We start from the raw sequence: 12,813 nt of genomic DNA, 5'->3' as shown, positions 1-12,813 counted from the left end.
CCTTGCCGGCCGTCAGACCAGATCGCGGCGCACGATCCAGCGGTGCCGCTTGTCGCTCTTCGCCTCGGTGCGCTGGATCCGGCGGAAGCCGGCCCGCTCGAACATGTCCATCGTCCCGACGTAGGCGAGGGTCGGGTTCACCCGGCCGCCCTCCGGATCGACGGGATATCCCTCGACGGCGGGCGCGCCGTTGGCCCGCGCGTGCTCGACTGCCCCCTCCAGCAGGCCGGAGGCGACCCCCTTGCCGCGGAACTCCTTGCGCACGACGAAACAGGTCACCGACCACACGGGCAGGTCGTCCACCGGTGTGATCGTCTTGGAGGAGGTGAGCCGGTCGAGCTGGCGGCGCGGCGCCACGTTGCACCAGCCGGCCACCTCGCCGTCCAGGAACCCCAGGACCCCGGGCGGCGGGTCCGCCTTCTCCGTGAGGGTGCGCAGGTGATCGCCCCGCTCCTCCGCGGTCATCCGCCCGTAGTCGCCGGTGGTCAGCCGCCATGCCATGCACCAGCACGTGTGCGCGCTCTTCTTCGGCTGGAGCACCTGGCGGACGTCGTCCCACAGATCCGCCGTGGCGGGCCGGACTTCTAAACTCATGCTGCTACTTCGCTCTCTTCCGCTTCTTACGAGCGTCCCGCGGGCGCGGTCTTCCGCACCCCCGCGACGGCATCGGTCATCACGGCGGTCAGCACCTCGAGGGCGCGCCGACACGCCTTGTGTCCTACGTCCAGATGGGTGACCAGCCGGACGGTGTCCGGGTCCGGCGCGGTCACCAGCACTCCTTCCTGCGCGGCCCGTGCGACGACCTCGTCGGCGCCCGGCACCTCGACGAGGACGATGTTGGTCTCGGGCGGGCGCACGGTGAAACCCGCGTCCCGCAGCCCCGCCGCCAGCAGCCCGGCGTGGTCGTGGTCCTCGGCGATCCGCTCCACGTGGTGGTCCAGTGCGTACAGCCCCGCCGCCGCCAGGATGCCCGACTGCCGCATGCCGCCGCCCAGGCCGTGCCGCAACCTCCTCGCCCTGGGCAGATGTTCGGAGCCCAGCAGGAGCACCGAACCGACCGGCGCGCCCAGCCCCTTCGACAGGCACACGGACAGCGAATCGGCCGTCTCCCCGTACTGTGCCGCCGAGGTTCCGGTCGCGGCCATCGCGTTCCAGATCCGGGCGCCGTCCATGTGGACCGCCACGCCCGCGCCGGACGTGAGCTCGCGCACCGCCCGCAGCGTGTCCAGCGGGTGGACCGTACCGCCGGCCCGGGTGTGGGTCTGCTCCACCTCCACCGCTCGCGTGCCCAGGGTGTAGGCGTTGCCCCGCCGGACCGCGCCGGCCAGCAGGGCCGCGGTGACCACCCCGCGCTCGGCCGCCACCGTACGCGTCTGGATCCCGCCGTAGCGGGCGGGGGAGGCCTCCTCGTGGGCCAGCACGTGCGCCTCGGCGTCGCACACCAGCTCCTCGCCGGGAGCGACGAGGAGCTGCAGCGCGATCTGGTTGGCCATCACCCCCGAAGGAGTGAACAGGGCCGAGGGGAAGCCGAAGAGCCCGGCGAGGCGCTCCTCCAGGGCGCGGACGGTCGGATCCTCCCCGAAGAGGTCGTCGCCGACCTCCGCGCCGGCCATCGCGGCCCGCATTCCGGGACCCGGCCGGGTCACCGTGTCGCTGCGCAGATCGGCGATGCCGGAAGTGCCCATGGTCATGACGGGTCGTCAACTCCTCGTTCGCGGGGCTTCGGGGTCAGTTCGCGCGCCGCCATCCAGTCCAGCAGCGGCCGTACCAGCAGCCAGGTCTCCCGTACGAGTTCCCCGGCGCGCGCCGTGTGCAGACCCGCGGCCGGACCGTAGCGGCGCCCCGCGTCGATCTTGCGGTGGCGCAGCAGGTCCAGCCGCGGGTGGTCCGCGGGCACCCCCCGCGGCCGGGACTTCAGCCGGTCCCCGCCGAGGACGAAGCCCTGCTCCGCCAGTCGGCCGGTGATCTCCGCCAGCTCCGCACCGCCGTCCTCCTCCTCGACGGCGGCACGGAAACGGGCGACCTCGGCGCCGGCGTAGGGGTACCAGCGGCCGGAGGCGTACAGCCCGTCCCGGTCCAGGTGCACCCACAGGCCCAGGCAGGGCAGCACGTCCAGATAGGCGCCCTGGTAGGTCTTGTACGGGGACTTGTCGTGGGACATCCGGGTGTCCCGGACCGGGCCGAGCACCTGCACTCCGCCCGGCCCGGCCCACTCCTCGAAGAACGTGCCCAGTTCAGCGGCCAGCTCGTCCATCGGCGCACGTACGTCACGCTCGTACCGCTCGCGGTGGCGCAGCCGCCACGCCTCCTTGCTGTTGTCGGCCGCGAGGTCCTCGTACAGGCGCAGTGCCGAGGGCGGGAAGCCGCTGAAGGTCACGGCAGGTACCCCGGCAGGGGGTGGGCGGCGCACAGCTCGGACACCCGGGTGCGGACCCGGTCGCGCAGCGCGTCCGGCAGGACGCCGCCGGGCGCGGCGAGCGCCGTCAGGACGTCCGCGACCAGGTCGGCGCACTCGGCGGCCACCGTCCGGTCCATCCCGCGCGCGGCCAGCGTGTTGGTGCCCAGCCGCAGGCCCCCCGTCACCCGCACGGGTGTGGTGTCCCCGGGGACCCGGTTGCGGTTGACGACGATCCCGCAGGACTCCAGGGCCTCCTCGGCCACGTCCCCGGTGACGCCGCTGCCGCGCAGGTCGAGCAGCACCATGTGGGTGTCCGTACCGCCCGTGACCAGCCGGAAGCCCCGGTCCAGGAGCCGCTCGGCGATCGCCTGCGCGCCGTCGGCCAGCCGCTTGGCGACCTCCGCGAAGTCCGGGCTCGCCACGAAGTCCAGGGCGCGCGCCTTGGCCGCCACGGACGCCAGGTCGGGCGTGCCCTGGGTGAAGGGGAACACGGCGCGGCGCAGGGTCGCGGCCAGGGTGCCGCGCTCCGGACCGGCCCTGCGGGCCTCGCGGCCCAGCAGGATCAGCCCGCCGCGCGGACCGTAGAGCTGCTTGTAGGTGCTGGTGGTGGTCACGTGGGCGTGGTCGACGGGGCTCTGGTGGAGGCCGGCCGCGACCAGGCCCGCGATGTGCGAGATGTCGGCCAGGAGGTAGGCGTTGGCCTCGTCCGCGATCTCCCGGAAGCGGGCGAAGTCGATGCTGCGGGGGTACGCGCTCGCCCCGCACACGATCAGCTTCGGCCGGTGCTCCAGGGCCAGTTCGCGGATCTGGTCGTAGTCGAGGAGTCCCTCCGGTGTCACCCGGTAGCCGTGGGCGCGGTAGTACCGGCCGGTCACCGAGGCGGGGGAGCCGTGGGTGAGGTGGCCGCCGCAGTCCAGGTCGAGCCCCAGCAGGCTGTCGCCCGGGCTCAGCAGCGCGGTGATCACCGCGAGGTTCGCGGACGACCCCGAGTGCGGCTGCACGATCGCGTCCTGCGCCCCGAAAGCCGCGCACGCCCGCTCGATCGCGAGGCGCTCGATCTCGTCGGCGACGCCGCAGCCCGCGTGGTAGCGGTTGCCGGGGAAGCCCTCGGCGGTCAGGTTCCCGAGCGCGCTGCCCTCGCAGGCGAGCACGGACGGGTCCGCGACGCTGGACGCCGCGACCATCATCAGGGTGTCGCGCTGGCGCGCCGACTCCCGGGCCAGCAGGTCGTACAGGACGGAATCGCGCTCTCTCAGGCGGGTGTTGGCGTGCGCGGCGAAATCGACCAGGTCGGGCGCGGGCGCCTGCGGCGCGCCGCCCCGGAGCCCGTCCTCGTCCAGCGGATCGGTGACGGGCGCGGGCAGGGTGAGGCTCATGACTGTCCCCTCTCGGAATCGTCCGTGATGGCCGTACCGGACCGGCTCGTGTCCTCAGCCGGCCGCATCGGCGGTGTCCGTCTCGTCGGCCTCCAGCTCGCCGAAGGCCTCGGCGGCCGCGATCGCCTCCGCGCCGTGCCGCTCGTCCGCGGCGATCTTCGCGGCGAGTTCGCGGACGACCGGGTTCTGGAACACGGTCTTGACCGGTACCGGCACCCCGAGCAGCTCTCCCAGCAGCCCGGCGAGCCGGGTCCCGCTGAGCGAGTCGCCGCCCAGGGTGAAGAAGTTGTCGCCGGGCGCCACCCCGTCCAGGCCGAGGATGTCGGCGACCGCCGCGCACAGCACGAGCTCCAGCGCGCTGCCCGTCCCGTCGCCGCCGTCGCGCCCGGCCTCGTCGTCGGCGGACTGCCGGCTCCCGGCGGAGGAGGCCAGCAGCAGCCGGTCGACCTTGCCGTTGCGGGTCAGCGGCAGCTCGTCCAGCGCGGTGAGCGCGGCCGGCACCATGTAGCCGGGGAGCTGCGCGGCGAGCCGCCCCAGCACCCGGTCGGCCGCGCCGGCGTCGGAGCCGGCACCGGCCACCACGAAGGCGTGCAGCCGGCGCACCCCGTGGGCGCTGGCGGGGGCGACCACCACGGCCGCCTCGACCTCGTCGTCCTGGCGCAGCACGGCCTCGATCTCGCCCAGCTCGATCCGGTGACCCTGGATCTTCACCTGGAAGTCGTCGCGGCCCAGGATCTCGATGCTGCCGTCCGGCAGGTAGCGGCCCAGGTCGCCGGTCAGATAGGCGCGTTCGCCGGTCTCCGGCAGGCGCACGAAGCGGCTCTCGGTGCGCTCCGGGTCGTTCCAGTAGCCGAGCGCGAGGCCGACGTCGCTGGCCACCGCCATCTCGCCGACGACCCCGAGCGGGCGCTCGTACGCCGCCCCGTCGACGATGTAGTAGCGCTGGTTGGTGATCGGCTTGCCGTACGGGATGCTCGTCCAGGACGGGTCGACCTCGCCGATCGGCTGGAACAGCGACCAGCAGATCGTCTCGGTGGGACCGCCCGAGCCGACCACCTGGATCTTCGGGCTCTGGGCCCGCAGCCGGTCCGGCAGGGTCAGCGGGATCCAGTCGCCGGAGAGCACCGACAGCCGCAGCGACTCCAGCGGCCGGCCGGCGCCGCGCCGCTCGCGCACCTCGGCCTCGCCGACGAGCAGCTCCATCAGGACCGGTACGGAGTTCCACAGCGTGACCCGCTCCGACTGCACCAGATCGGCCCAGACATCGGGCTCGGCGTGCTCGAACGGCGGCGGCACCACCACGGTCCCGCCCTGCGTGAGCACCCCGAAGACGTCGTAGATCGAGGCGTCGAAGTGCAGCCCCGAGATGGCCAGCAGCCGGTCCCGGGCACCGACCTCGAAGCGTGCCGCCACGTCGCGGACCAGGTTGACCACACCGATGTGGTCGACCATCACGCCCTTCGGCTCGCCCGTGGAGCCCGAGGTGAAGATCGTGTACGCCAGGTCGGCGGGCGTCTGCGCGGTCTCGGGCCGGGTGGCGTCGCCGGTCTCGAAGTCCTTGTCCACCCGGTAGCGGCGGGCCGTGGGCGGCCAGCTGATCCGGGACTCCAGCGAGGACTGCGTGAGGATCCGGTCGACCTTGGCCTCGGCCAGCAGCCGGCGCAGCCGCTCCGGCGGCACGGACGCGTCCAGCGGCAGGTAGGCCGCACCGGAGGCGAGGATCCCGTACACCGCGGCGTACTGCTCCCAGCCCTTCTCCATCACGACGGCGACCAGCTCGCCCGGGGCCGCCCCGTGCTCGCGCAGGGTGTGTCCGATCCGCCAGGCGTACGCGGCCAGTTCGGCGTAGCTGAGCCGCCGCCCGGAGGCGTCCACCACGGCCTCGGCGTCGGGCGTGAGCCCGGCCTGCCGGGCGAAGAGCTCGTGCAGGGTGGTGTACGGGATCTGCCCGGCGGTGTCGTTGACCTGCCGGCGCAGCTCCCGCTCGGCCGGCGGGACCAGGTCGAAGCGGGCGGTGTGCAGGCTGTCCGGGTCGTCGGTGAGCCGCTCCAGGAGGTCCACGTACACGCCGAAGGCGGCGTCGACGAAACCGGGCGCGAACGCCCCGTCCACGAAGTCCCAGATGACGCGGAGCTCGCCGGCCAGCTCGCGCAGCTGCACGTCGAGCGTCACCTGCGGGGTCTGCGAGATGGAGTACACCTCCCGGCCCAGGTCGGTGACGGGCCGGCGCACCGGGTAGTCCAGCAGGCTGGTGACCACCACGGGCATCCCGGCCGTCGCGCCGACACCGTGCAGGCGCGTCAGCTCGCGCAGCACGCGCACGCCGTTGAAGGAGCCGTGCTCCACGTCACGGGCGAGCTGGTCGCGCAGGGCGTGCGCACGGTCGAGGAAGGTCGCGCCCGAACCGTCGGCCGCGAGCATCACGGCGTTGGTGAAGTCCCCGAGCACGCCGGTGATGTCCGGGTGCACCGCCGGGCGCTGGAACACCGGGTAGTTGATCGTGAAGTCGGACTCCTCCGCCCAGGCCCGGACCACCTCGGCGAACGCCGCGGTGAGCAGCACCGACGGGGTCAGGCCCGCCCCGTGCGCCCGCTCCGAGAACCGCTGCCAGTCGGCGGGGGAGAGGCGGTGCTCGCGCCGGTCGAAGCGGACCTCGCCGGCGTCCCCGCCGGAGCCGCCCGTGGGCAGCGACGGGGCCGGCGGCAGGGTGGGCACGCGCTGCACCCAGTAGTCGCGGGCGGCGCGGAAGGCCTCGGTGTGGGGCAGGGCCTCGGCGCGCCAGCGGGCGTACTCGGCGAAGCCGATGCCGGGCTCCGGCAGTTCCGCGTCCGGGTTCTCGTACAGGTCGACCAGCTCGGGGAAGAGCACCTGGAAGGCGCTGGAGGCGTCCAGCACCTGCAGGTCGATGCCCAGGTGCACCCGGCCGAGGTCCTCCGGGCCGCCCAGCCGGAGGATCCGCAGGTCGAACAGCGGCCAGCTGCCCACCGGGAAGACCACGTGGCTCATCTCCTCGCGCAGGGCGGCGAGGTGCTCACAGAGGGCGTCGGCGGACAGGTGGCGCAGGTCCACGACCGGTATGTCGAACGGCAGCGGGTCGGACGGCACCCACTGGGTGCCGTCGGTGCTGCCGATCGCGCGGAGCATGTCGTGGCGCGCGACCACCTTGCGCCAGGCGGTCGCGAAGCGCTCCGGGTCGAGGCCGGCGCGCTCCCACTCGAAGTATCCGTAGCAGCCGATGCCGCCCATCTCGACGGCTTCGCCTCGCCCGATCATCAGTGCCTGCTGCGTCTCGGTCATCGGGAAGGACGCGGCACTGTCCGCGCGAGCGGGCAGGAGCTCGGTCATGGTCCAACTCCATTCGGTGTTACGGGCCGTTGGCTGTTGCGTGCACGGGTGGATCCGGGCCGGGACGCCCTGCTGCGGGGCAGGGCGAGGCTAGGGGCGGTGAGTTAGCCGCCGGTTATGCTCCGCGCGGGCGGCCGGGCCGCCGGGCACCGGCGCCCGCCCCTCCTCCAGGGAGAGCGCGAAGAGCCGTACGAGCGGGTGGAACAGGTAGCAGGGCTGGCCCCACTCGTCCGCGCCGCTGACCTCCAGCAGGGCCGCGTCGGCGAGGGCCTCCAGCAGCCGCTCGGCCTCCGCCTCCGGCAGGTCCAGCGCCGTCGCCGCCTCGGCGGCCGGGAACGGGTGCGCCCCCAGCGCGGCCAGCGCCGGGAACACCGCCCGCACCTCGGGCTCCAGAGCCCGCCAGGACGGCAGCAGGGAGGTGTGCACGTCCAGGTCCCCCGAGTGCAGCTCCCGCAGCCGGGTGAGGGGATCGGCCAGCCTGCGGGCGAGCCGGTCGGGGGTGCAGTGGGGCCGGGCCGCGATCCGGGTGCCGACGATGCGCAGCGCCAGCGGCAGACCGGCGCAGTGCTCGACGATCGCGGACGCGGCGCAGGGCGCGTCCGCCACCCGGGTCGGGCCGGCCGCCGCGGCGAGCAGCTCCAGCGAGTCCCGCGGCTCCAGGGGCGCGAGGGCCACCGTGTGCGCACCGGCCACGGTGGGCAGGGCGGTGCGCCCGGTCACGAGCACTGCAGGCTCCGGGGTGTTGGGCAGCAGCGGCCCCAACTGGGCGGCCCCGGAGGCGTTGTCCAGCACGATGAGCAGCTGCCTGCCCCGGGTCCGCTCCCGGTACAGGCGCACCAGCTGGTCCTGGTCGTCGGCGGCCGGTACGTCGTCCATTGGGCCCAGCCCGCGCAGCAGCCGGCGCAGCACCCGGGCCGGGTGCCGCGGCGTGCCGTCGGCGGCGCGCAGGTCGGCGTACAACTGCCCGTCGGGGAAGTGCCCCTGGCAGCGGTGGGCCGCGTGCACGGCCAGGGCGGTCTTGCCCAGCCCGGCCATCCCGGTGACCAGGACCCGGCGGGGCCGTCCGGCACCCTGCGCGTCCGGGGTCAGGGCGCGGCACACCAGCTCCAGTTCGCGGCCGCGGCCCGTGAAGTCGACGGTGTCCGGGGGCAGCATCGCCGGAGCCGCGGCCGACGGGCCGGAAGGCCGCGGCCGGGCGCCCGCGCGTACGGTGGGAGCGGCTCCCGGCCACCGGTCGAGCGTGCCGTCGAGCAGCGCCCGGTAGGTGGCCTGCAGCTCCTCACCGGGATTGACCCCGAGCTCGTCCGCGAGGACCGCGCGGCCGTGGTGGTAGAGGTGGATGGCGTCCGCCTGCCGCCCGGACCGGCACAGGGCGGTCATCAGCTGGCACCGGATGCGCTCGCGCAACGGGAACTCGGCCACGAGGCCGGTGAGTTCACCGGTGATCTGCTCGTGCCGGCCGAGGGCGAGGTCCGCGGCGATGCGGTGCTCCAGGGTCACGGCCCGCGCCTCCGTCAGCCGCGGGGCCTCGGCGTCGGCGAGGTATTCGGTGGCGTTCGCGAACGGCTGCCCGTTCCACCGGGCCAGGGCGTCGCGCAGCAGTTCACCGGCGCGTTCGAAGTCCTCTTTGATCAATGCCTCGCGGCCGCCGAGCGCCAGCTTCTCGAATTCGTTCAGGTCGACGGTCGCATTACCGATGCTCATGGCATATCCCGGTGGTCTGCGATCGATCACGACTTCGTCGCCGAGAATCTTGCGCAGGCGCGAAATATAGGTGTAGAGCTGTGCGCTGACGGTGGCCGGGGGCGCCCAGCCCCACAGCAGCCGGCACAGCCGCTCGTCCGACACGACCTCTTCGCGGGCCAGGAGGAGCGCCGCGAGCACGGTGTGCAGCTTCGCCCCGGAGAACGCGACCCGGTGGCCGTCCCGCCGTACCTCTACTGGCCCGAGCACTCGGAATTCCATGTACCGCCCCATCCGTGATTCCTGAGAAGAATCTTCGAACGAAGCTAGAGGAGCGCGTTGTCCCCTCGATATCGTGTCGATTTCGCGGGGGGCTCGGGTCACGAAATCGATGGAACACGGAAGAGAAAGGAGTCGTCCCTACTGTTCCATCCGTGCCGCAGCGAGCGGCGCAGAGATGATCCACCGAGAGGGGAATCCGAGATGCGCAGCACCCGGACGGCGAAGAAGACGGCCGCTTGCCTGGTCGTACTTGCGGGGATGTTCGTGGGCACCGGGGCCGTCTCGGCCGTGACGGCACACGGGGGCACGAGCGTCCAGGCGGACGACATGCCCTGGGGCGTGGTCAAGCCGGTGCACCCCTCGCACCCGGGTTCCGCCGGCACCAACGGCGACATGCCCTGGGGCTGACCCCCTCGAGGCGCCCCTCCCACGGGCCGGGCCCCGCACCACCGCACGACCCGCGAAAACCGCACGACCCGCGAAAACCGCACCACCGCGACACCGCACCGGCGCACCACAGCGAAGCCGCGACTCCGCACCGCACGTGCGCGCATTGCGCCGCCGCGGCCCGATCCGTACCGGACGGGCGTCAGTCCGCCGGATGCGCCAGCAGGGCCGTCAGTTCCTCCGGAGTGAAGGAACGATGCGGCAGCCCTCCGGGCCCCCCACCGCCCGGCTTTCCCCCCGCACCCTGCACGGCCGTCAGCAGCCGGCCCGCCTGCACCCGCCAGGGCTGCGCGCCGACCTCGCCGAAGCCGGCACAGGCCCGCCGGAACCTCTCCGCCGCCTCCGCACAGCGGCCCCCGAGCGCGTCCACGCACCCGAGGTCCGTCTCCACCCGGGCGGACAGGAACCGGTCAGCCAGCTCATCAGTGATCTCCAGGGCCTGCCGCAGCGTGTCCCCCGCCGCCTGCAGCAGGCCCTGGCTCCACTGCGTCTGGCCGAGGCCCCGCAGCGCGTGCGCCTCGCCCACCCGGTCGCCCTCGCCGCGGGTCAGCCGCAGCACGGCGCCGAACGCCTCGGCCGCCTCCACGAGATCCCCGGCACGCAGCCGCACCTCGGCCAGCCGGTACACGCTCTGCGCCTCGGCCCGTACCGATCCGGTGCGCCGGCTGAGCGCCACCGCCTGCTCCGCGAGCGGCAGCGCGCCGCCCACGTTGCCCCGGTCCAGCTCGATCTGCGCCTGGAAACCCAGCAGATGGGCCTCGTTCCCGATGTCCCCGGAGTCGTGGAAACCGCCGAGCGCCGCCTCGCAGTACTCCAGCGCCCGCTCCCAGTCGCCCTGGAACCGCGCGCACATCGCCAGGTTCCGCTGTGCGAGCGCCGCCCCGCCCAGGTCGCCGGTGGTGCGCAGCAGCCGCAGCGCTGCCATGTTCCAGCCCTCGGCCTGCTCGTAGCGCCGCTGGTAGATCGCCAAGGACCCCAGCAGCCGCAGCATGGTCGCCTCGCCCGGCTCGTCGCCGGCCCGCCGGGCCGAGGCCAGGGCGTGCTCGGCGCTGCGCTGCCAGTCCTCCAGGTAGTTCTTCGTCTCGAAGTGAGGCACCGCGCTCTCGGTCAGCATCCACGCGTAACCGGCCCGGCCCGTCTCGGCCGCCTGGGCCACCACGTCGGTCACCGCGGTGCGCTCCGACTCGAACCAGTCCATGGGCGAGCCCAGCAGCTCGTCGGCGAGCTCGCCCAGGAAGCCGGGGGCCGGGGCCGCCGGCCGGCCCACCGGGAACTGCCGTCCGTCGATCCGCCGGTGCGCCTCCTCGGCCAGCCACAGCCAGGCTCCGAAGGCCCGCTCCAGCGCCGCGTCCGTCTCCGCCTCCGGCTCGTCCGACTCCGCCCGCTCCCGGGCGAACAGCCGCAGCAGGTCCTGGAACCGGTAGCGGGCCGCCCGGCCCGGCGCCGCCTCCGCCACCTCCAGCAGCTGGGCGTCGACCAGGTGGTCGATCAGCTCCTCCGCGTGCCACACGCTGGTGTCCAGCACGGCCGCCCCCGCCCAGGCGGCGAAGTCCGCCGTGCGCAGCAGCCCGAGGCGCCGGTACATCCGGGCAGCCTCCGCGGGCAGGTCCCGGTAGGTGAGCCGGAAGCCCGCCCGCACGCCGCCCTCGCCCGGGCTCAGGACGTCGAGCCGGGACCGGTGGTCGCGCAGCCGCTCCACCAGACTGCGCACGCTCAGATTCGGCTTGGCCGCCAGCCGCGCCCCGGCGATCCGCAGCGCCAGCGGCAGGCAGTCGCACAGCGCGCCGAGCTGCTCGACCGCCACCGGGTCGCTGCCGAAGCGGTCCGCCCCGGCCAGTTTGATCAGCAGGGCCGTCGCCTCGGTGGGCTCCAGCATCCGCAGCCGGATGCTGAGCGCCGTGTAGTCGCCGGTCAGGTCGCCCAGGTTCTCCCGGCTGGTGGCCAGCACCACGCTGCGCCCGCCGCCGGGCAGCAGGGGTCTGAGCTGGGGGAAGGAGCGTACGTTGTCCAGGACGATCAGCGTCTTGCGGGTGCTCAGCAGGCTACGGAACAGCGAGGCCCGCTCGTCGGGGTCGGCCGGTACCTGGGGTGCGGCGATCCCGAGGGCGCGCAGGAAGCGGTCGAGCACGGCGGCGGGGGACACCGGCGCCTGCTCCTCGTCGTAGCCCCGCAGGTCGGCGAAGAGCTGGCCGTCGGGGAACTGGTCGGCGACCTGGCTCGCCCAGTGCACCGCCAGTGCGGTCTTGCCCACCCCGCCCACGCCCACGATCGTCGCCAGGGCGGGGGTGTGGGGGTTGTACGGCTCCTTCAGCAGCCGGTCCAGCGAGGCCATCTCGCGCTGCCGCCCGGTGAACGCCATCACTCCCGCGGGGAGTTGCGCCGGGATCGTGTGCACGGCGGCCGGTGCGGGGGCGACCACGGCCGGGGGCCGGGTCAGTTCCGGCGAGTCCCGCAGGATCAGGTCGTGCAACTGCCGCAGCCCCGGACCGGGTTCGATCCCGAGCTGCTCGGTCAGTAACCGGCGGCCGTTGAGGAACACGTCGAGGGCCTCGGCCCGCTGGCCCGACCGGTACAGGGCCAGCATGAGGTGCTCGCGGCACTGCTCGCGCAGCGGGTGCCGCGCCACCAGCTCGGTGAGCTCGCCGATGAGTGCGCGGTGCCGGCCCAGCTGGAGCATCAGCCCCGCGCGCTCCTCGATGAGCGTGAGCCTCATCTGCTCCAGGCGTGTCGCCTCGGCCTCCAGCCGGGAACCGGGCGTCTCCTCGAGCGCCGCTCCCCGCCAGATGCTCAGCGCCTCCTCGAACAGCGTGCAGGCCTCCTCGGTGCGGCCGTGCCGGGCGGCGTCCCGGCCCTGGTCGGCCCGCTCCAGGAACTCCTGGACGTCGACGCGGTGCTCGCCCTTGGCCAGCAGGTAGCCCGGGGGAGAGGTGATCAGCAGATCGGTCACCCCGGCCTGCTTGAAGGTCTTGCGCAGGGTGGCCACGCAGATCGCGATCTGGTTCCGCGCCGTCGCGGGAGGCGAATCCGGCCAGACGGCGTCCACCAGGGTGTCCACCGAGACGACGCGGTCGGCATAGAGCACCAGCATCGCGAGGACCGTCGCCTGGCGCCGGCCGTTGATGCGCAAGGGGCCGTCCTCGGCCTGGACGAGCAGTGGCCCCAGCAGTCTGAAGACAAACCGATTCAACAGGTCCCCCGCCTTTGAAACCCCGCGTCAGGCGCGAACGGTACCGCAAAGACGATTCCTCGGTGCAGTCAACCTTTGGGAAAAACAGCGGCTGT

The 12,813-nt window shown here is 73.7% G+C and carries 8 protein-coding genes; 1 reads left to right on the top strand and 7 read right to left on the bottom strand.

From position 1 onward, the window contains the following. Positions 1-12 precede the first annotated feature (12 nt). The 6 genes from AB0O53_RS07955 to AB0O53_RS07930 all read right to left on the bottom strand — a co-directional run bounded on the left by AB0O53_RS07955 (position 13) and on the right by AB0O53_RS07930 (position 9,072). Positions 13-594, bottom strand: a complete 582-nt coding sequence (locus tag AB0O53_RS07955; protein WP_350991169.1) for a GNAT family N-acetyltransferase — start codon at positions 592-594, stop codon at positions 13-15. Positions 595-620: 26 nt separating this feature from the next. Next, on the bottom strand, positions 621-1,691 hold the full coding sequence (locus AB0O53_RS07950; protein ID WP_365193879.1) for a threonine aldolase family protein: 1,071 nt from the start codon (positions 1,689-1,691) through the stop codon (positions 621-623). Continuing rightward, positions 1,688-2,377: a DUF2461 domain-containing protein gene (locus tag AB0O53_RS07945; protein WP_350991173.1), complete on the bottom strand. Its 690-nt coding sequence runs from the start codon at positions 2,375-2,377 to the stop codon at positions 1,688-1,690. Before AB0O53_RS07945 ends, AB0O53_RS07950 begins: the two co-directional genes overlap by 4 nt. Further along, entirely contained in the window at positions 2,374-3,774 is a 1,401-nt protein-coding gene (glyA, locus tag AB0O53_RS07940; RefSeq protein ID WP_350991175.1) for a serine hydroxymethyltransferase, read from the bottom strand. The genes AB0O53_RS07945 and glyA overlap by 4 nt, the downstream gene beginning before the upstream one ends. A 54-nt stretch (positions 3,775-3,828) precedes the next feature. Beyond that, positions 3,829-7,119 (bottom strand): non-ribosomal peptide synthetase, encoded by a 3,291-nt coding sequence (locus AB0O53_RS07935; RefSeq protein WP_365193875.1) that lies wholly within the window; start codon positions 7,117-7,119, stop codon positions 3,829-3,831. Between the two features lie 90 nt (positions 7,120-7,209). After that, a complete protein-coding gene (locus AB0O53_RS07930; protein ID WP_350991179.1) occupies positions 7,210-9,072 on the bottom strand; it encodes an AfsR/SARP family transcriptional regulator in 1,863 nt (620 codons plus the stop codon). Positions 9,073-9,285: 213 nt separating this feature from the next. Here AB0O53_RS07930 and AB0O53_RS07925 point away from each other — a divergent pair, with 213 nt between their 5' ends. Further along, positions 9,286-9,492, top strand: a complete 207-nt coding sequence (locus AB0O53_RS07925; protein ID WP_350991181.1) for a hypothetical protein — start codon at positions 9,286-9,288, stop codon at positions 9,490-9,492. Positions 9,493-9,673: 181 nt separating this feature from the next. Here the strand turns inward: AB0O53_RS07925 and AB0O53_RS07920 are convergent, their stop codons facing one another. After that, complete coding sequence (locus tag AB0O53_RS07920; protein ID WP_350991183.1) at positions 9,674-12,718, bottom strand: AfsR/SARP family transcriptional regulator; 3,045 nt, start codon at positions 12,716-12,718, stop codon at positions 9,674-9,676. Between the last annotated feature and the right edge of the window lie 95 nt (positions 12,719-12,813).

It is taken from the genome of Streptomyces erythrochromogenes, assembly GCF_040684695.1.
GTDB lineage: Bacteria > Actinomycetota > Actinomycetes > Streptomycetales > Streptomycetaceae > Streptomyces > Streptomyces erythrochromogenes_C.
The sequence above is the reverse complement of the archived record's forward strand: the minus strand, read 5'-3'. Positions and strand labels throughout refer to the sequence as shown.